This is a genomic window from Streptomyces endocoffeicus, assembly GCF_016741935.1.
In the GTDB taxonomy this organism is placed as follows: Bacteria; Actinomycetota; Actinomycetes; order Streptomycetales; family Streptomycetaceae; genus Streptomyces; species Streptomyces endocoffeicus.
Genome location: NZ_JAERRG010000012.1, coordinates 218,005 through 236,413 on the forward strand (window position 1 = coordinate 218,005; position 18,409 = coordinate 236,413).

The following is an 18,409-nucleotide window of genomic DNA, read 5'->3' on the forward strand; positions in this document are numbered from 1 at the left end:
CGTGCCGACAGCTTCCCTTTCGGTGCTCGACATCCCCTTCGACGAGCGCCCCGACCCCGATGAGTACATCCGCGCCGCCATGGAGTGGCACTTCGGCCCGGACACCGGCTCCCCGTTCTGGCTGCGGAAGGCGGAGACGCTGGCCTTCGATCCGCGGCGGGACGTCAAGGGCGTCGCCGATCTCGCGCTCTTCCCCAATGTCACCGGCGAGTTGCGCGAGGTGCCGGTGCGCGATCTGATCCCCCAGGGCTACGGCGCCGACGCCCGGATCGTCGGGGTCTTCGAAAGCGGCGGCACCACCGGCGCGCCCAAGCGGATCGTGTGTCTGCGCGACTGGCTGGACCGCCTCACCCACGGGCTGAGCGCCGACCTCGACGGGCTCGGCATCCCGCGCGGGGTGGACTGGCTGGCCATCGCCCCCAGCGGCCCCCATATGGTCGGCGAGATGGTCGCGGGCACGGCAGCCCGGCACGGTGGGCTGATGTTCCGCGTCGACATGGATCCGCGGTGGGTGAAGAAGCTGATCTCCACCGGGAAGGCCGAGGAGACCGACGCGTATGTGAACCATCTGGTGGAGCAGGCGGCGCACGTCCTGCGCACCCAGGACATCGGGGTGCTGATGACCACCCCGCCGCTGCTGGAGCGGCTGGCCCGGCACGACGACCTCGTCGAGCTGATCGGGGAGAAGGTCAAGGGCATCATGTGGGGCGGCGCCCATATGGACGCCGACACCCGCGATCTGCTGCGCACCGAGGTCTTCCCCGGCTGTGAGCTCTACGGCACCTACGGCAACACCATGATCCTCGGCGGTGCCACCGAGCGGCTGGGGCTCGGCCCGGACGAGCCGTGTGTCTTCGATCCGCGTACGCCGTTCGTCACCTTCTCGGTGGTGGACCCGGCGAGCGGGCGGCCGGTGCCGTACGGCGAGCGCGGCCAGGTGATGATGAACCACGTCAGCAAGTCCGCCCTGTTGCCGGGCAACCTCGAGCGCGATCTGGCGATCCGCGTCCCGCCGCCGGAGGGCGCGGTCGGGGACTCGGTGGCCGACGTGGGGCCGGTGGCGATGTTCGACGACGAGGTCGTGATCGAGGGCGTCTACTGACCGTCTACTGACCCGCGCCTCCTGACGCCGCCACCAGGCGTTTGCCCCGTTCCGCCATGGACCCGTTCAGTCGCGACAGTCGCAGTGGTTACGATCTGGCGCGATGGGGATGGGCAGAGCGCAGCGCGGAGGAGAGGCCCGCATACGGAGGGGCCACATACGGAGGGACCCGGTGCGCGGCACCGTGCCCTCCGCCCTCTGCCGTGCCGTGCTGCTGCTCGCCGCGGCGATATGGGTGGCGCCCTCGTGCGTCCATCCCGCCGCCGCCCACCACGCCCTGTCGACGGGGTGCCCGCACCGCCTGGCGGAGACCGCGTCGGCCCAGCGGCACGAGGAGCCGGTCGCGTATCCGGCTCCGGGCCACCGCCCGTTCGACACCACCGGCTCCGGCGCCGGAAGCGACAACTGTGTCGCGGGCCCCCCGGGAGTGGTCCAGGCCCTGGTGCCCACGCCCGTACCCCCGCCCTCCCTCGCCGAGGTGCCGCCGCCCGACGGCCCCCGCGACCCGCACCCCGCTCGGGCGCCGCCGGACCATCCCGTCCGCGCCCTCGGCCTCCATCAGCTCCAAGTACTTCGGACCTAGGCCGACGCCGGTCACCGCGATGCACCGCTCCACCCATCCAGTGTGCGAACAGCGCGAACTGCGCGAACTGCGAGGTTGAGGACAGCCATGGGCTCCAAGGGATCGAAGACGAAGGGCGCGGCCGACCGCCGCGCGAAGATAGAGGAGTTGCGCCGCGCCGAGAAGGCGCGCGAGCGCCGGTACCGGATCATCACCATCACCTCGGTCACGGTGATCGTCGCCGGACTGGCCGTCGGGGGCTACTTCCTCGTCGACGCGAGCGACAAGAAGGAGAAGAAGGAGGCCAAGGTCACCGCGTCGGTCGTGAAGACCGGCGAGTTCAAGGGCATGAAGACCTGGAAGAACCTGGGCCGGACGCATGTCCAGGGCTCGGTGAAGTACGCGATGTCGCCGCCGGTCGGCGGAAACCACAACCAGGTCTGGCAGAACTGCAACGGCGATGTCTACCCCAAGCCGCTGACCAAGGAGAACGCGGTGCACTCGCTGGAGCACGGCGCGGTGTGGGTGACGTACACCGACAAGGCGTCGAAGGAGGACATCGCCGCCCTCTCGGCGCGGGTCAAGAAGACCCCGTACTCGTTGATGAGCCCCTACCAGGAGCAGGACGCGCCGATCGTCCTCAACGCCTGGGGCACTCAGCTCGACGTCGAGAAGGCGTCCGACCCGCGGGTGGCCGACTTCTTCAAGAAGTACGTCCAGGGCAAGCAGACGCCCGAGCCCGGCGCCTACTGCACCAACGGGAAGACTTCGTGAGCGACGGGACCGCCGTCGGCCGCGCCTCCCGCCAGCCGCTGGTGGCGGGGGTCGCCGCCGCCCTCGCCCTGCTGACGCTGGTGGCGGTGGCGGTGCTGTGGCTGACGAGCGACCGCTCGGAGGGCTCGACCGACACGGGGACGCCGAAGGACACCTCGGCCGAGGCCGGTTTCGCCCGCGACATGTCCGTCCACCATCAGCAGGCGGTGGAGATGTCGTTCATCGTGCGCGACCGCACCGGCGACGACGAGGTGCGGCGGCTGGCGTTCGACATCGCGAGCACCCAGGCCACCCAGGCCGGAATGCTGCAGGGCTGGCTGGACATGTGGGGGCTGGACAAGACGTCCGAGGACCCGCCGATGACGTGGATGAAGCACATGTCGTCGGACGGCATGGAGGGCATGGACCACGGCTCGATGAAGGGCATGGGCTCCACGTACAAGCCGCACGACGGCTCGCTCATGCCGGGCATGGCCACCAACAGCCAGCTCGACGAGTTGCGCAAGGCCAAGGGCAAGGCGGCCGAGGTGCTCTACCTGAAGCTGATGACCGCCCATCACAAGGGCGGCGTCGAGATGGCGAAGGGCGCGGTCGAACTGGTCAAGGACTCGACCGAGAAGCACCTGGCCCGGACGATGGTCCAGGGCCAGCAGTCGGAGATCCAGCTGATGGCCGACATGCTCAAGGCACGCGGCGCGTCCTCCTGACGCCCCGCCGATGGCGCCCCTGTGGTGGGGGCGCCATCACCCCTTCCGCACGAACACCCCGGACCGGGCCGCCTGATACGTCACCTCGACGGTGGTGTGCACCAGCCGCTCGTCGATGGACCCGCGCAGGATGAGCACCCGGTAGTACAGGGGCGCCCCCAGTGAGGCGATGACCTCCCGCCCGTCGGTCTCCTCGGGGATGTCCCCCCGCTCGACCGCGTTCCGCACGATCACGGTCACCTCCTCGGTCCGCCGCACGAACGCGTTACGGAGGATCTTCTCGACCTCGGTGTCATGCGCGGCGGCCGCGATCAGCCCCTGCATGACATTGCGGTTGCGCAGCGCGTTGTTGAAGTCCGCGATGGCCTGGGTGAGTTCCATCAGATCCCGCCGGAAGTCACCGGTGTCCGGAGTGGGCAGCGTCGAACTGCGCTCGGCCAGCAGATCGACGACCACCCCCTCCACCGTGCGCCAGCGCCGCCGGATGGTCGACACATGCACCCCCGACCGCCGCGCGAGCCGATCGAGGGTGAGCGCGGCGAACGAGTCGCGGTCGAGCTCCTCGTACGCGGCCGCCAACACGGCGGCCCGAGTCCGGGCCGTACGCCCCCCGGGGCGAGCCGACCCATGCGGTGGTCGCTCTGTCATGACGCGCCGACTTTACGGCCCCTCCACCCTCGTGAGCACCAGATCTTCACGACATCCGGGCGCCGAACGCCGGGTAACCCATTGCACGGCGTACACGCCCCTCGCTAGTGTGACACCCGTTACTTAATGCTCGCGACAGCGCATTAGGCCAACATGGCGCAGAGTTTGCCGGACCTTCCTCACGAGGGGAAGGAAGGTCCAGCACGCTCCCTTCATCCCGCCGCGCAGGCGAGGTCCCGCGGCGGGCGCTGGCCGGTGGTCAGGAATGACGTCACCGCGTCGTTCGCGCAAGTGTTGCGGCCGAACGGATAGGCACCGTGTCCGCCCTGGTCGGCCGTCACCATCGTGGCCCGCTTTCCGAACGCCTGCCGCAGCTTCCGGGCTTCGGCCAGCGGTGTCCCCGGGTCGCGCTCGTTCTGCACCATGAGCACGTTCGACGGGCCCCGGTCACCGATGTGTACCGGCGGCTCGACCCGCTTGTCCGGCCAGAACGCGCACGGTCCGATGCCGGCCGTGGACCCGCCCAGCATCGGGTACCTCAGCCGGTCGACCGCGACGTTCCGCTGATACTCCCGGACCGTCGACGGCCAGCGCGAATCACCGCATACCACGTAAAGGTAGCTGGCCATGGAGTTTTCCGGGTGCTTCGGCGGCTTGGACGGCAGTGGCCTGCCCTTGTCGAGCGCCTGCCAGTTCCCGGCCAGCGAGGGGATGGTCGCATCGCTGTAGAGGAGATCGAGCGTCATCCCGCGGAACGCCGTCCCGTCGATGCCGTCGACCGGTTTCGTCTCCAACCGCTTCGCGAGCTCGAAGAACTTCGCGGTCACCTGCTGTGGTGTGGTGCCCAGACCGTACTTGGGGTGCGCGGCCGCGAACGCCGCGAAGTCCGGGAACCGGTCCTCCAGTCCACGGGCCAACGACCGCTTGGCCGTGACGTCATAGCCGCCGGGGCCGAGGTTGCTGTCGAGCACGATCCGGTCGCTGCGCTCCGGGAACAGCGTCGTGTACACCGCGCCGAGGGAGGTGCCGTAGGACCCACCGAGGTACGAGAGGGTCGGCCGGCCCAGCGCCGCCCGGATCCGGTCCATGTCGCGCGCGGTGTTCGCGGTGGTGGTGTGCGGCAGCATCGACGCCGTCCGCGAGGTGGCGCACTGCTTGGCGATGGTCCGGGCGTTCCCCGCCTCCCGCGCGACATCGGCCGCGGTGTGCGCGTACGGCGGGAAGTTGCCGCGTTTCTGCTGTTCCGGCGTCAGGTCGCAGGTCACCGGCGTGCTGCGGCCGACGCCGCGGGGGTCGAAGCCGATCACGTCGTAGGAGTCCAGCACCTTCCGCGGCAGCCCTGAGGCGGCGAGAAGGGCCGGGTAGTCGAGTCCCGTGACGCCGGGGCCGCCTGGATTGGTCAGCAGCACACCGCGGCGCTTCGAGGGTTCCTTGCTCGCCAGCCGGGAGATCGCGATCTCGATCTGCCGGCCGTCGGGATCGCGGTAGTCCAGCGGGACGTCGAGCTTCGAGCACTCGAGACGGGGTGCGGCGGCCTTGTCCGGGCACGGGCCCCACCGCACGGTGTCCGGGGTCGCCGCCTTGTCCGGCGCCGCCTTGTCCGGCGTCGCCTTGTCCGGCGTCGCCTTGTCCGGCGTCGCCACCGCCGACACTCCCGGAATCGCGATCGCCGCCACCGCCGCGGCGGCGAGGGCGAGGGGCAGGGCTTTTTTGCGCATCTGATGTCCTCATGGCGTCAGGCCGGCTCTCGGCCGCGGATTCCCCCGGGATGACCGGCCCGCTCGGTGTCCGGTGGCCAGGGCGTGTCCCGTTGTCCGGGCATGTGAACGAGTCTGTCCGCGCGCCGCGGCCGGTACATCAGCCCGGCGGCTCGAACCGTCTTCGACCGAGGACGAGGCGGGGATGCGACTCTGCTCCAGGGCTCATCAGCCCTCGGTCTGGCTCACCGGCCGCACGGAGTAGCGACATCGAACGACCGATGTGTCGTCACCGACGACAGCGCGGGTCCCCCGGCGGTACGGCGACCACCGGGGGACGGCGGGCAGTCAGTGCAGGTGGGCCGGGGTGAATTCGACGGGGAGGGCGGCCACGCCGCGCATCATCAGGGTGACGCGCCATGCGAGGTCGTCCGCGGGGACGGAGAGGGTGACGTCCGGGAGGCGGTCGAGGAGGACCTCGATGGCGGCGGTGGCGATGACCTCGGCGATTTCACGGGCGGCCGGGGGGCAGCCGTGTTTGCCGTGGCTGAAGGCCATATGGGCCTGGTTGCCGCCGGCGCCGGAGTGGAAGTCCGGGCGGACGTCGGGGTCGGCGTTGGCCGCGGCGAGGCCGAGCATCAGGCAGTCGCCCTTACGGATGCGGCGGCCGCCGAGCATGGTGTCCTCGGCGGCCCAGCGGCCGATCCAGAACGGGACCGGGGTGTCCTCCCACAGCACCTCGTTGAGCGCCTGGCCGACGCTGCGGCGGCCGCCGGAGAGGGTGATGGCGAACCGTTCGTCCGTCAGCATCAGCCGGAGGGCGTTGCCGATCAGGTCGCTGGTGGGCTGCTGAACGGCGTAGATGGAGCCGAGCAGATCGTTGATGATCTCGTCGTCGGTGAGCCCGGCGGAGTGGGACACCAGCCGGGCGGCCACGTTGACCTGGTCGGGGTTCTCCCGGACGCGCTTGATCAGCGCCTCCATCCGGGTCTGCATCTTCTGCAGCGCGATGGGGGCGTCGTTCCCGGTGAGGTGGAGCGAATCGTCCTGGATGGCGGCGGCTTCGGTGTCGTCCAGGCCGTAGAGCCGGGTCACCACCCGCAGCGGGATCTGGCTGGCGTACTCGGCCACCAGATCGGCCCGGCCGCTGCCCGCGAAGGTGTCGATCAGCTGGTCGGCGACGCGCTCGCACTGTGCGCGCAGTTCGAACTGGTCCACCGACGCGAGACCGTCGCAGATGGCATCGGACCGCCGCTGGTGGTCGGCGCCCTCGCTGAAGAGCATGGTCGGGCGGTAGCCGACGAAGGTCGTCAACTCCCAGTCGGGCGGCACCAGATGCCAGGAGTGCCAGCGGCGGGAGTCCCGGGCGAACCGATTGTGATCGGTGGTGACCCGGACCACTTCGCGGTAGCCGAGCACCGTCCAGACGGGGATCTTGCCGTCCAGCAGGACGGGCACGACCGGGCCGTGGTCCCGGAGCAGTTCGCGGTAGAGCGCCATCGGATCTTCCCGGAACCGCTGGTAGTCCAGCGGCACCGACCCGGGGGGCACCACCCCGTCGGGCGGCGCGGGGGCCGATGGGAAGACGGGCTCGGGCTGGGCGCCGGGCGGGGCATCCAGCGGGGACGTGGGGTCAGGGGTGGTCACGCGGTGGTCTCCCCGGCGGAGCCGTTGGTGGACAGGGAGTAGAGGTAGCGGGCGAGCGCGACCAGTACGGCCTTGCTGGAGTCGCGCTTGCGGGCGTCGCATTCGATCATCGGCACCTCGGGCGGGAGGTCGAGGGCCTCCCGCACCTCCTCCAGCGTGTGCTGCGGTTCGGTGAAGTTGTTGCGGGCCACGATGAACGGGGTGCCGTGGTGCTCCAGCCGGTCCAGCGCGTACCAGGAGTCGGAGAGCCGGTTGGTGTCCACCAGGACGACCGCGCCCAGCGTCCCGGAGAACAGCCGGTCCCACAGGAACCAGAACCGCTCCTGGCCCGGGGCGCCGAACAGATAGAGCACCATCTGCTCGTCCAGGCTGATCCGGCCGAAGTCGAAGGCCACCGTGGTGGTGGTCTTGTTGCGCACGAACGAGGCGTCGTCGATGCCTACGCCCGCCTGCGTCATCGTCTCCTCGGTGCTGAGCGGGCGGATCTCGCTGACGGACTGCACCATCGTCGTCTTGCCGACGCCGAACCCGCCGACGATCACGATCTTCAGACCGTCGCTCGCGCTCTCCCGCAGCGGGGCGTGCGCGGCGCCGCCGGGGAGCGCGGTGCTCACGGTGGTCTCAGAGATTCTGGAGTGCAACGAGCACCTTCTTCAGGGTTTCGGGCCCGGGCAGCCGGCCGCCGGGGCGGGCCGCATGCGGATGACGCGCGGTGATCCGGCCGGTGTCCAGCAGATCGCACAGCAGGATCTTGACCACGCTGACGGGCAGTTCCAGATATGAGGAGATCTCCACGACCGACAGGGGGCGGCGGCACATCCGCAGGATCTTGACGTGCTCGGACTGCATCCCGGGGGTGGGATCGCTTTCGCTGACGATCAGCGTGACCATGTCGAAGCGGCTCTCGTCCGCCCGACTGCGGCCGCCGGTGACGGTGTACAGCCGGTCCGGCCCCTCCTTGTCCAGCGGCCCTCGGATCATGCCTTCGCCCCGCCACCGCTGTCGCCGGCCTCCACCCGCGGAGCGGCCCGCAGATGGTCGCCGATCTGCTCGACCAGCTCGTTCATGTTGTGGCCGATGATGCCGACATCGGCATCGTCATGGGCCACCACGGCGAGATGGGCGCCTTCGCCGGCCTCGACGATGAACAGAATTCCCCCGTGGAACTCCGTCATCGACTGCCGTACGCCGCCGCTTCCGTCGCCGAACTCGATGGACGCGCCATGGGCGAGGCTCTGGATGCCCGACGCGATGGCCGCCAGCTGATCGGCCTGGTCCACGGACAACCCGGAGGAGAGGCACAGCTTGAGACCGTCCCGTGACAGCACCAGGGCGTGGCGCGAGCCCGGGGTCTTCTCCAGCAGGTTCTCCAACAGCCAGTCCAAGCTGCGGTCGGTGGTGTTCATCGGCGTTCCTTCTGTCACGGCTTGTCGTTCTCGGCAGGCTCGACGGACTCGGCAGGCTCGGCGGACTCGGCGGTCTCGGTGTGATCTGCGGATATCGAAGGCTCGGTGTCACACGGGTCACCTGCGGCGGAAGTACCGCGGGCCGCCTGGCGGAAGGCGCCGAAGCGGGCTCCGGCTTCCTCGGGTCGTGGACGGCTGGTCTTGGGCTTGGGTTCCGTCTCGGCCGGCTGGGCGGCCGCGCGGGTGGCGGCGGCCAGCGTCTCGCCACGGCGCCGCTTGGGCAGCCCGTTGACCCGCGAGGGCTCCGCGGAGGGCTCCGGCGCGGACGACGGCGAAGGGGACGGGGAGGGCGAAGGGGACGGCGAGGGGGAGGAGGAGGGGGACGGGGACGGGGCGGTCTCCGGCGACGTGAACGGCGCGGCGGCCGGAGCGGACGCGGTCGGGGCGGGCGTGACCGTGGCGGTGGACGCGCTCGTCGCGGCGGAGGTGGCGGACGTGGCGGACGTGGCGGACGTGGTGGACGTGGCGGACGTCTGCCGGGGGACCCCGGTGCGGACGGTGCCCGGCGTGTCGAGGACGACGGCGTCCTGGTTGATGTGCGTGACCAGCTGCTGCGGGATCAGGACCACGACACCCGTGCCGCCCCGCGCGGACGGCCGGAAGGAGACGGTGAGCCCGTGCTTGCGGGCCAGACAGCCGACGACCGCGAGGCCCAGCCGGGTGCCGGACAGGGTCATCAGGTCCAGGCTCTCGGAGGAGACGGCCTTCTGGGCGCGGTCCAGGGCGGCCGGGCCCATCACCAGGCCACCGTCCTCGACGGTCACCACGATGCCCGCGTGCGTCTCCTCGACGTACACGTGCACCTCCTCGGTGGGAGGCGAGAAGCTGGCGGCGTTGTCCATCAGTTCGGCGAGGGCGTGCATGACGCCCTCGGCCGCGTAACCGGCCACCGCGGCGTTGCTGGTCGAGTGGACCCGTACCCGCTGGAAGGCGCTGATCCGGCCGATCGCGCCGCGCAGCACGGACTCCATGACGATCGGCTTGGTCCAGCGGCGCCCGGAGCGGGCACCGGTCAGCACCGCGATACTGTCCGCGATCCGGCCCGCCTGGGCGGTGGTGTGGTCCAGCTTCAGCAGATCGCCGAGGACGGTCTCGTCGTGGCGGTTCTCCATCTCCCGGAGGTCGGCCAGCATGCTGGTGGCCAGCGCCTGGACGCGGCCCGCGGCGTTGGCGCACGCGGCCATCGCGGAGGCGCGCATCCGCTCACCGTCGCCGATCTCGCGCAGCAGGGTCCGCAGCAGATACTGATGGGCCCGGCTGGTGGGGCGCTCCATGCGGGTGATCACGGTTTCCACCGAGCCGCCCTCGCGCAGTTGCCGCACCGCGGACGGAATCGTTTCCTCTGCGAGCCGGGTGGCCTCGATCTCCTTCGCGGCGGCCGCGCTCTCCAGCGAGGTGACCCGCTCCTGGAGACGGCCGATGGTCCGCGAACGGCTGGCGGCGACCGCGAGCGTCACCCCCAGCAGCACGGCGGCGGCTCCGCAGAAGACGGCGACGAAGGCGCGCTGTGCGGATGGCACCGCGGTGGTCACCCACAGTCCCGCTCCGGCGGCGACAACTACGGCCAGCAGGGGGACGGTCAGGGCCCCGCGCGTCACCGAAGGCCCTTTGTACGGATGGCTGGATATGTGTGCTGACATCTATCAGGTCCTCATGGGCGCGTTGAGGTTTTTGGCTGGACCACGCGGACATCAAGCCGTGGGCGCCACATGTTAGTAGAGTCACGTCGGTTTGACCTTGCCATCTCGGCATACAGATCATGACGACTCGTCAAATCGAGCCGCTGAGCAGCGTCATGTTCCGGACGCATATGACGCTGCCATTGACGCAGCCCTTGGCGCCGTCCTTGGCGCCACCCTTGACGCGGCCCTTGACGCGGCCCTTGACGCCGCCACCGTCGGCCCGCCCGACGGCGCTAAGGAATCGCCAGCTCGGCCCAGATGACCTTGCCGTCCGCGGTGTAGCGGGTGCCCCATCGCTCGGCGAACTGCGCGACCAGGAACAGCCCCCGGCCGCCCTCGTCCATCGTCGCCGCGTACCGCAGATGCGGAGAGGTGCTGCTGGTGTCGGAGACCTCGCAGATCAGCGCGCGGTCGCGGAGGACCTGCACCCGGATCGGGCCGGTGGCGTGCCGGATGGCGTTGGTGATCAGCTCGCTGAGCACCAGCTCGGCGGTGAACGCGGTCTCGTCCAGCCCCCACTCCGCCAGCTTCCGCATGACCTCCGCGCGCACCCCGGACACCGCGGCGGGGTCGGACGGCACCTCCCAGGAGGCCACGCGGTCGCCGCCCACGACCCGGGTCCGGGCGGCGATCAGGGCGATGTCATCGCTCGGGTTGCTGGGCAGCAGCGCGTCCAGCACCTCGGTACAGATCTCGTCGGGGGTCCGGCCGGGGCGGGACAGGGCACCGCGCAGCATCTCCAGACCGGTGTCGATCTCCCGTCGGCGGTCCTCGATGAGCCCGTCCGTGTAGAGGACGAGATCGCTGCCCTCGGCCAGCTCCACCTCGGCGGTCTCGAACGGCAGCCCGCCCAGGCCCAGCGGCGGTCCCGCGGGAAGTTCCAGGAACTCCACCGGACCGTCCGGACGCACCAGCGCGGGCGGCGGATGGCCGGCCCGCGCCATCGTGCAACGCCGCGTCACCGGATCGTAGATCGCGTACAGACACGTCGCCCCGGTGATGCCCTCGCTGCCACCTCCGCCACCGCTGCCGTCGCCGTTCGGCCCACCCGGGCCCTCGTCCTGGTCGATCCGGGCGATCAGATCGTCGAGGTGGGAGAGGATCTCATCGGGCGGGAGGTCGAGCGTGGAGAAGTTGTGCACCGCCGTCCGCAGCCGCCCCATCGTCGCCGCCGCGTGCAGACCGTGCCCGACCACATCGCCCACCACCAGCGCCACCCGCGCCCCCGGCAGCGGGATGACGTCGAACCAGTCGCCCCCGACGCCCGACTCCGCCGGCAGATAGCGGAAGGCCACGTCCAGGGCGCTCTGGCTGGGCAGGGCGCGGGGCAGCAGGCTGTGCTGCAGGGTCACCGCCATGGTGTGCTCGCGGGTGTAGCGGCGGGCGTTGTCGATGCAGACCGCCGCGTGCGAGGCGAGCTCCTCGGCGAGGGACACCTCTTCCTGGTCGAAGGGCTCGCGCTGCTTCATCCGCCAGAAGTTGACCACGCCCAGCAGCACGCCCCGGGCCCGCAGCGGCACGGTGGCCAGCGACCGGACGCCGTATTCGAGGACCTTGGCGGTCTGCTCGGGATCCTGTGCCTGCCAGCCGGTGGCCTCGGAGAGATCGGCCTCCACGACCGGCTCGCCCTCGCTCAGCCCGAACGCCTGGGGCGAGGACGAGACGAACGCGAACACCCGGCCGACCGGATAGAAGGGGTGGTCGGGCCGGATGCCGTGGACGGCCGACCGGCACATCTCGACACCGCCGACGGCCAGTGGCTCATCGCCGCGCGGCACGGGCTCCGCCAGGTCGACCGTGACGAAGTCGGCGAAGCGGTCCACCGCCACCTGCGCCAGTTCCTCGGCGGTACGGCTCACATCGAGCGTGGTGCCGATCTCCACGCTCGCGTCGTACAGCAGCTTGAGCCGCTTCTGGGCCACTTCGGCGCGGCCGGAGAGGGCGCGCAGTTCGGTGGAGTCGCGCAGGGTGGCGACGCTGCCGGGCGGGCCGCCGGCGCGGTCGGTGAGCCGGTTGTTGATGGCCAGCAGTCGGTCGCCGGCCACCAGCACCTCGTCGGTGACATCGCGCCCGGAGGCCAGGACGTCGGCGACATGGGGCTCCAGGCCCAGGTCGTCCACCAGCCGCCCCTCCGGCCGCGGCGGCAGTTCGAGCAGCCGGGACGCCTCGTCGTTGGCGAGCACCAGCCGCCCGTCGTCGCCGACGATCAGCACCCCCTCGCGCACCGAGTGCAGCACCGCGTCATGGTGCTCGTACATCCGCGTCATCTCGACCGGGTCCAGGCCACGGGTCTGCCGCCGCAGCCGTTTGGTCACCAGCGCGGTGCCGCCGGTGGCGAGCACGAGTGAGGCGGAGACGGCGCCGACGAGGAGCGGCAGCTGGCGGTTGGCGAGCCCGCTCACCTTCTTGACCGTGATTCCCGCGCCGACCGCGCCGACGACCTTGTGGTGGCTGTCGAAGATGGGCGCCACCGCGTCCATCGCCTCGCCCAGTGTGCCGGGGCCGGTTTCGCTGGTGGTGTGCCCGTGCAGCGCAGGCTCGATGGTGCCGACGTAGTGCTTGCCGATCCGGTTGAGCTTGGGGTGGGTGAGCCGGATGCCCTTGGTGTTCAGGACCACGACGAAGTCGAGCCCGGTTCTCTTCCGGGCGGCCTCGGCCTTCGGCTGGAGCACCTTGGTGGGGTTGGGGCTGTGCAGGGCCTTGACGATACCGGGGGAGTTGGCGAACGACTCGGCGACCGCGATGGACCGGCCGCGGGCCTCGTCGGTGGCGTCGTGCCGCACCTGGAGCACCAGGGCGACGGTGGCCGCCGCGCCGAGCAGCAGCACGATCACGAGCTGCAGGATGAAGACCTGCCCGGCGACGCTGCGAACGCTCAGCCACGATCGAAAGCGCCGGCCCGCCACCTCCGGGTGCTCCCGCCGTCGACTCCGTGGGCGCCGACCGGGGAACATGCGGGCAGCCCACGATCGACCCATAAACCGGGCCATACACATACATCTACACCGGGAATTCTTGGAAGGCGAATCTCCGCTTCCGATGACCAGGCGGCCATCACGTTCCGCATATGATGTGCGACTTTCCGTTCGCGACGGGCTCGCGACGGGCTCGCGGTGGGCTCACGGCGGGCTCACGGCGGGCGAGGTGCCGAAGACGAGGGTGTATGCAAATCTGAGAAAAGGGTAATTCACCCTTATTGCCGCGAATCGGTGTCGTGGCGGCGCCGATCGCGCCGGACGAAGGAGCCCGACATGGCCAGTCACGCCGGTGGAGTTCAGACAGGGGCCGCTCCCGGCCATATGCACCGGGCGGTGAGCGGATGGCTTGTCTTCGCGGGGGTGATGATGATCTTCGGTGGTCTGATGAACCTGCTCCAGGGCATCTCGGCCATCCGGACCGACCGGGTCTTCCTGGTCACGCAGAGCTATATCTTCCAGTTCGACCTCGCCGGATGGGGCTGGGTCCACCTGGCCCTCGGGATCGCCGTGGTGATCGCCGGGTTCGCGGTGTTCACCGGTGCGATGTGGGCCCGTGTCACGGGCGTGGTGCTGGCCGGTCTCGCGCTGATCGCCAACTTCCTGTGGCTGCCCTACTACCCGGTCTGGGCCACGGTGCTGCTCATCATCGACGCCCTGGTGATCTGGGGGCTGTGCGCCGGACCGAGCCGTGGCGGCGCGGGACGCGCGGAGATGGGAGGGCCCGAGGCGGGACGCACCGCCTGAGGGACGTGATGCCTGGTTTCCCGGCAGGGCGCGGGGCAGGCTGGAGCCATGCTGCTGGCTGATGTCGCGCTGACCTCCCGCCAGGTCGCGGCCACCGCCGCCCGCTCGGAGAAGATCGCCGCACTGGCCCGGCTGTTCCGGCGCACGGAACCGGCCGAGGCGGCCGTGGTGATCACCTACCTCGCGGGCAGGCTGCCCCAGCGCCGCACCGGAGTGGGCTGGTCCACCCTGCGCCACCGGCGGGAACCCGCCGCCGAGCCGACGCTCGCGGTGCTCGATGTGGACGAGGCCCTGAGCCGGGTCGCGGCGGTCGCCGGCACCGGTGCGACGGCGACCCGCAAGCGGCTGGTGGGCGAGCTGCTGTCCGCCGCGACCAAGGAGGAGCAGGGCTTTCTGCTCGGCCTGATCGGCGGCGAGCTGCGGCAGGGGGCGCTGGAGGGGCTGGCCGTGGAGGGGCTCGCCGAGGCGGTCGGCGCACCGGCCGCCGAGGTGCGCCGGGCGGTGATGGTCGGCGGGTCGCTGGGCACGGTGGCCGAGGCGCTGCTGGCGCGCGGCCCGGAGGCGCTGGCCGACTTCCGGCTCGAGGTGGGGCGGCCGGTGCTGCCGATGCTCGCGCAGAGCGCCAAGGATCTCGACGAGGCCATGGACCGGCTGGGGGCGTGCGCGGTCGAGGAGAAGCTGGACGGGATCCGGGTGCAGGTGCACCGGGACGGCGAGGAGGTACGGATCTACACCCGCACCCTCGACGAGATCACCGCGCGGCTGCCCGAGGTGGTCACGGCGGCGCGGGAGCTGGCGGTGGACCGGGCGATCCTCGACGGCGAGGTGATCCTGCTGGACGCGGAGGGGCGGCCCCGCCCGTTCCAGGAGACCTCCGGCCGGGTCGGCTCCCGGCTCGATGTGGCCGGGGCGTCGGCCGCGCTGCCGCTGTCCCCCGTCTTCTTCGATCTGCTCGTGGTGGACGACCGCGATCTGCTCGACCTCCCGACCCGCGAGCGCCATGCCGAACTGGCCCGGATCGCCCCCGGGCCCCGGCGGGTGCGGCGGCTGGTGGCCGACGACCCGGCGAATCCGGAAACCCGGCGGGCGGCCGGTGAGTTCGCGGCGGACGTGCTGGCCCGGGGGCATGAGGGGGTGCTGGTCAAGGGGTTGGAGGCGCCGTACGGCGCGGGCCGGCGCGGGGCGTCCTGGCTGAAGGTCAAGCCGGTGCACACGCTGGATCTGGTGGTGCTGGCGGCGGAGTGGGGGCACGGCCGCCGTACCGGGAAGCTGTCCAACCTCCACCTGGGCGCGCGGGCGCCGGACGGCACGTACGTGATGCTGGGCAAGACGTTCAAGGGGCTGACCGACGTGATGCTGGAGTGGCAGACGGAGGCGCTGCTGGGGATCGCGGTCAGCGACGACGGCTGGGTGGTGCGGGTGCGGCCGGAGCTGGTGGTGGAGGTGGCCTTCGACGGGCTGCAGCGATCGTCCCGCTATCCGGCGGGCGTCACGCTGCGGTTCGCGCGGGTGCTGCGCTACCGGGAGGACAAACCGGCGGACCAGGCGGACACGGTCGAGACGGTGCTGGCGCTGCGGAGTGGGTGAACGGGGCCCTCGGGGGCGGCGGCGGCCGGACGGGGGCGGCGGCCGGACCTTGACGCCTGCGGCGGGCTGTTCCCCTCCCCGCCCCTTCCCACAACTGGGGGTCCAGGGGCAGGTAGGGGAAAGCATCGGTATGCGGCTCCGCCGCGTGGGGTCTGGGGCGCAGCCCCAGTTACGGGAAGGGGCGGGTAGGGGAAGCTCCGCCGCGTGGTCCGCCCGCCCCCCAGGACCCCGGGGCCGCGGGGTGCGGGGCGCGGGGCGCGGGGCGGTCCGGGGCCCGGGGTCCGGGGTCAGGCCGGGCTCAGGACGGGTTGTCCGCGTGGGTCAGGGTCTCCCAGCCCAGGAAGAGGCTGTTGGTGCCCGCCGGGCGCTGTTGCTCGGTGAGCTTCTGGGTGTTGGCCATGGCGATGCCGAGCCGGTTGTGCAGGGCGTTGTAGCCGACCTCGGTGATCGGGCCGAGGCCGCGCTTGACGCTGCCGCCGCACAGCCAGGACGGCGGGGCCTCGCCCAGCTCGTACTTCGACTGGAAGCCCAGCGCCTGCCGCAGCCGCTCGCCCACCTCGGGGTAGAGGTCCTGGCCCTGGATCCGGCTGGTCTCGGCGACGTGCGCGATGGAGGCGATGCCGTATCCGGTGTGGGTGAAGTCGCGGCAGGTCTCCTGGGTGAGCCCGGTGACGAAGGTCGACTGGCCCTGCCAGTACTTGATGATCTTGTCGCGGGTGTCGAGGCCGCTGCCGGGCGCGGTCTTGGGCAGGGAGCCGTCGGACTCCAGGTAGACATACGCGGGGACGCGGCCGCGGTACTTGGCGATCGCCTTGTCGTAGCTGGTCCGGTCGTCCAGGAAGACGGAGATGCCGGCGGCGGCCTCCACCATCACCAGCTCCCAGTTGCCGTTGGAGTTCGAGCCGCCGATGACCTTCGGCAGGTAGACGGTGCGCAGCATGGTCTTGAAGCGGTCGATCGAGGCGGCGGACCAGCCGTCGTAGCTGTAGCGGATGATCTCGGCCGCCCGGGGCCAGGAGGATCCGGCCCAGCCGGTCTGCAGCGGGGCGTTGCTGTTGGTGTGGTCCTTGATGGTGGCCGACCAGGCGTCCATGATCTGGATGGCCTTGTCGGCGTAGCGGCTGTCGCGGGTGATGTACCAGGCCAGCGAGAGCGAGTAGGCGGCGAGCGCGTCCTGGCGCTCATCGGTGCAGCCGATGTTGGGGTCGGAGTACGGACCGCATTCGACGACCGCGCGGGGCTTGGGGGTGCGCGACAGCGAGGCGTACGGGCTCGCCAGCATCGCGTCGTACGCGCCCTTCCAGGGCTGGGCACCGGCGTTCACCTTGGAGCGGACGAAGTCGAGCTGGGCGCGGCTGACGAGGACGCCGGGGTGGGTGAAGGCGGCCTTGGGCGTGGCCTTGGGCGCCGCTTCGGTGATGGCCTCGGACGCGGTGGACCGCCGGGTCTGCCCGGCCGTGGCCGGGCCGCTGAGGATGCCCGCGAACAGCGCGGCCAGCGCTGTGGCGAGGGCGAGATACAGGGCTCTGGTGCGCATGGGGGCGGCTCTCCTGACGGTGAGTTCGTATGTGTGAACAACGGATGCCGACATGAACTCCTATGGTGTTCCGGGAAGTTAGCTCATGAACACGTCAAGGTCTAGACCTTCCGTTCATAGGAGAATGTGCGCCCCCGCCCCGATCGAGAGGCCCAGCGTGGAGACGACAGTCGCGGAGGACCAAGCCGCAGGCCCCGGCCGCCCACCGGCACCGCGCGGCGCCCGCGGTGCGGTCGCCCGGCTGCTACGCGCCGTCGCCCGACTGCTACGGCTCCCCGGCGGACGGGCCCGGCGGTGGGCGGCCTGGTGCGCGATGCCGCCCCTGGCCGTGGTCAGCGCGGTGGTGCTGTGCCGGGCCGCGGACACCGACGGCATCACCCCCATACCGCAGCTGCTGGCCTTCCTGCCCTGGCTGCTGGTCCCGGCGGCGCTCGGGCTGCTGCTGAGCACGGCCGCGCGTTGGCCGATGGGGTGCGGCTGGGCGCTCGCGGCAGCGGCGGCCACCGGGTGGTTCATCCAGCCGTACGACGGTGGCGGCTCCCCGCCCGAACCGCGCGGACCGGTCCTCGCCCGGCTGCGGGTGATGACCGCGAACCTCGAGTTCGGCCAGGCCAGGGAGGGGCTGCTGAACGCGCTGCGCCGGGAGCGGCCGGACCTGGTCGCGGTGCAGGAGTGCGATACGCGGTGCGCCGAGGCGCTGGACTCGGCCGCCGTCCGCAGGGCCTACCCGTACCGGAGCGTCGCCCTCGGCAACAGCGCCGCCGCGGGCTCGGCGATCCTCAGCCGCCATCCGCTGACCCGGACGGAGGGAGTGCGCGGAACGCTGCGGATGCCGGGCGCGGTCGTCCGCGTCGCGGGGCAGCGGCTGCGGATGCAGGTCGCCCACCCCATGCCGCCGATGCCGGGGCAACTGGACCTCTGGCGCACCGAGCTGGGGCGGCTGCGGGCCTACGCGGACGAGCGGGGCGAAGAACCCACCCTGATCGCGGGCGACTTCAACGCCACCCAGGACCACGCCGCCTTCCGGGCCGTCCTGGACACCGGGCTGCGGGACAGCGCACGGGCCACCGGGGTGTCCCGCACACCCAGCTGGCCGAGCGCCACGACCCCGGTCCTGGGGGCGCAGATCGACCACGTCCTGGTCAGCCGGGGCTTGCGGCCGCGCACGGCCCGCTTCCTGGATCTGCCGCACACCGACCACCGGGCGCTGCTGGTGGAGCTGGACCTGTACGGGCCACAGGGCTGAGGGCCGACCGGGGCTCGAGGTCCGACCGGGGC

The 18,409-nt window shown here is 71.3% G+C and carries 16 protein-coding genes; 7 read left to right on the plus strand and 9 right to left on the minus strand.

All coding sequences use genetic code 11. The features are described from left to right. The first annotated feature begins 1 nt into the window (after position 1). The 4 genes from JK364_RS28325 (at position 2) to JK364_RS28340 (ending at position 3,145) form a co-directional block, all read left to right on the plus strand. A complete protein-coding gene (locus tag JK364_RS28325; RefSeq protein WP_201854147.1) occupies positions 2-1,102 on the plus strand; it encodes an AMP-binding protein in 1,101 nt (366 codons plus the stop codon). 172 nt (positions 1,103-1,274) lie between these two features. Beyond that, on the plus strand, positions 1,275-1,685 hold the full coding sequence (locus JK364_RS28330; RefSeq protein WP_201854148.1) for a hypothetical protein: 411 nt from the start codon (positions 1,275-1,277) through the stop codon (positions 1,683-1,685). Between the two features lie 87 nt (positions 1,686-1,772). After that, positions 1,773-2,438, plus strand: a complete 666-nt coding sequence (locus JK364_RS28335) for a thioredoxin-like domain-containing protein (protein ID WP_201854149.1) — start codon at positions 1,773-1,775, stop codon at positions 2,436-2,438. Then, positions 2,435-3,145 (plus strand): DUF305 domain-containing protein, encoded by a 711-nt coding sequence (locus tag JK364_RS28340; protein WP_201854150.1) that lies wholly within the window; start codon positions 2,435-2,437, stop codon positions 3,143-3,145. The genes JK364_RS28335 and JK364_RS28340 overlap by 4 nt, the downstream gene beginning before the upstream one ends. Positions 3,146-3,181: 36 nt before the next feature. Here JK364_RS28340 and JK364_RS28345 read toward each other — a convergent pair whose 3' ends face one another. The 8 genes from JK364_RS28345 to JK364_RS28380 all read right to left on the minus strand — a co-directional run bounded on the left by JK364_RS28345 (position 3,182) and on the right by JK364_RS28380 (position 13,275). Further along, positions 3,182-3,793 carry a TetR-like C-terminal domain-containing protein gene (locus JK364_RS28345; protein ID WP_201854151.1) on the minus strand — a complete coding sequence of 204 codons (612 nt, stop codon included), beginning with the start codon at positions 3,791-3,793 and terminating at the stop codon, positions 3,182-3,184. A 212-nt stretch (positions 3,794-4,005) separates the two neighbouring features. Beyond that, the gene (locus JK364_RS28350; RefSeq protein WP_201854152.1) at positions 4,006-5,511 is read right to left on the minus strand and encodes an alpha/beta hydrolase; all 1,506 of its coding nucleotides are present in this window, start codon (positions 5,509-5,511) and stop codon (positions 4,006-4,008) included. A gap of 327 nt (positions 5,512-5,838) precedes the next feature. After that, positions 5,839-7,137 carry a cytochrome P450 gene (locus JK364_RS28355; protein WP_307841404.1) on the minus strand — a complete coding sequence of 433 codons (1,299 nt, stop codon included), beginning with the start codon at positions 7,135-7,137 and terminating at the stop codon, positions 5,839-5,841. Further along, positions 7,134-7,778, minus strand: coding sequence for a GTP-binding protein (locus tag JK364_RS28360; protein WP_372462003.1), 645 nt, complete (start codon positions 7,776-7,778; stop codon positions 7,134-7,136). The genes JK364_RS28355 and JK364_RS28360 overlap by 4 nt, the downstream gene beginning before the upstream one ends. Next, positions 7,759-8,118 carry a DUF742 domain-containing protein gene (locus tag JK364_RS28365; RefSeq protein WP_020869869.1) on the minus strand — a complete coding sequence of 120 codons (360 nt, stop codon included), beginning with the start codon at positions 8,116-8,118 and terminating at the stop codon, positions 7,759-7,761. The genes JK364_RS28360 and JK364_RS28365 overlap by 20 nt, the downstream gene beginning before the upstream one ends. Beyond that, positions 8,115-8,543 carry a roadblock/LC7 domain-containing protein gene (locus JK364_RS28370; protein ID WP_201854154.1) on the minus strand — a complete coding sequence of 143 codons (429 nt, stop codon included), beginning with the start codon at positions 8,541-8,543 and terminating at the stop codon, positions 8,115-8,117. Before JK364_RS28370 ends, JK364_RS28365 begins: the two co-directional genes overlap by 4 nt. Before the next feature lie 14 nt (positions 8,544-8,557). After that, on the minus strand, positions 8,558-10,243 hold the full coding sequence (locus JK364_RS28375) for a sensor histidine kinase (RefSeq protein ID WP_201854155.1): 1,686 nt from the start codon (positions 10,241-10,243) through the stop codon (positions 8,558-8,560). A 275-nt stretch (positions 10,244-10,518) separates the two neighbouring features. Next, complete coding sequence (locus tag JK364_RS28380; RefSeq protein ID WP_372462004.1) at positions 10,519-13,275, minus strand: SpoIIE family protein phosphatase; 2,757 nt, start codon at positions 13,273-13,275, stop codon at positions 10,519-10,521. Between the two features lie 261 nt (positions 13,276-13,536). On the opposite strand from JK364_RS28380, the gene JK364_RS28385 reads away from it, so the two are divergent. Next, on the plus strand, positions 13,537-14,007 hold the full coding sequence (locus JK364_RS28385; RefSeq protein WP_201854157.1) for a DUF7144 family membrane protein: 471 nt from the start codon (positions 13,537-13,539) through the stop codon (positions 14,005-14,007). Positions 14,008-14,055: 48 nt separating this feature from the next. Continuing rightward, positions 14,056-15,594, plus strand: coding sequence for an ATP-dependent DNA ligase (locus JK364_RS28390; RefSeq protein ID WP_201854158.1), 1,539 nt, complete (start codon positions 14,056-14,058; stop codon positions 15,592-15,594). 298 nt (positions 15,595-15,892) lie between these two features. On the opposite strand, the gene JK364_RS28395 is transcribed toward JK364_RS28390, so the two are convergent. After that, positions 15,893-17,131 (minus strand): alginate lyase family protein, encoded by a 1,239-nt coding sequence (locus JK364_RS28395; RefSeq protein ID WP_201854159.1) that lies wholly within the window; start codon positions 17,129-17,131, stop codon positions 15,893-15,895. Positions 17,132-17,288: 157 nt separating this feature from the next. Here JK364_RS28395 and JK364_RS28400 point away from each other — a divergent pair, with 157 nt between their 5' ends. Then, positions 17,289-18,377, plus strand: coding sequence for an endonuclease/exonuclease/phosphatase family protein (locus tag JK364_RS28400; RefSeq protein WP_307841405.1), 1,089 nt, complete (start codon positions 17,289-17,291; stop codon positions 18,375-18,377). The last annotated feature ends 32 nt before the right edge of the window (positions 18,378-18,409 follow it).

What these genes read in the sequence shown, in the direction of transcription:
- JK364_RS28335 (WP_201854149.1), top strand. Translation starts at nt 1,773, where the DNA reads ATGGGCTCCAAGGGATCGAAGACGAAGGGCGCGGCCGACCGCCGCGCG.
- JK364_RS28345 (WP_201854151.1), bottom strand. Translation starts at nt 3,793, where the DNA reads ATGACAGAGCGACCACCGCATGGGTCGGCTCGCCCCGGGGGGCGTACG.
- JK364_RS28350 (WP_201854152.1), bottom strand. Translation starts at nt 5,511, where the DNA reads ATGCGCAAAAAAGCCCTGCCCCTCGCCCTCGCCGCCGCGGCGGTGGCG.
- JK364_RS28365 (WP_020869869.1), bottom strand. Translation starts at nt 8,118, where the DNA reads ATGATCCGAGGGCCGCTGGACAAGGAGGGGCCGGACCGGCTGTACACC.
- JK364_RS28370 (WP_201854154.1), bottom strand. Translation starts at nt 8,543, where the DNA reads ATGAACACCACCGACCGCAGCTTGGACTGGCTGTTGGAGAACCTGCTG.
- JK364_RS28375 (WP_201854155.1), bottom strand. Translation starts at nt 10,243, where the DNA reads ATGTCAGCACACATATCCAGCCATCCGTACAAAGGGCCTTCGGTGACG.
- JK364_RS28380 (WP_372462004.1), bottom strand. Translation starts at nt 13,275, where the DNA reads ATGGCCCGGTTTATGGGTCGATCGTGGGCTGCCCGCATGTTCCCCGGT.
- JK364_RS28385 (WP_201854157.1), top strand. Translation starts at nt 13,537, where the DNA reads ATGGCCAGTCACGCCGGTGGAGTTCAGACAGGGGCCGCTCCCGGCCAT.
- JK364_RS28390 (WP_201854158.1), top strand. Translation starts at nt 14,056, where the DNA reads ATGCTGCTGGCTGATGTCGCGCTGACCTCCCGCCAGGTCGCGGCCACC.
- JK364_RS28395 (WP_201854159.1), bottom strand. Translation starts at nt 17,131, where the DNA reads ATGCGCACCAGAGCCCTGTATCTCGCCCTCGCCACAGCGCTGGCCGCG.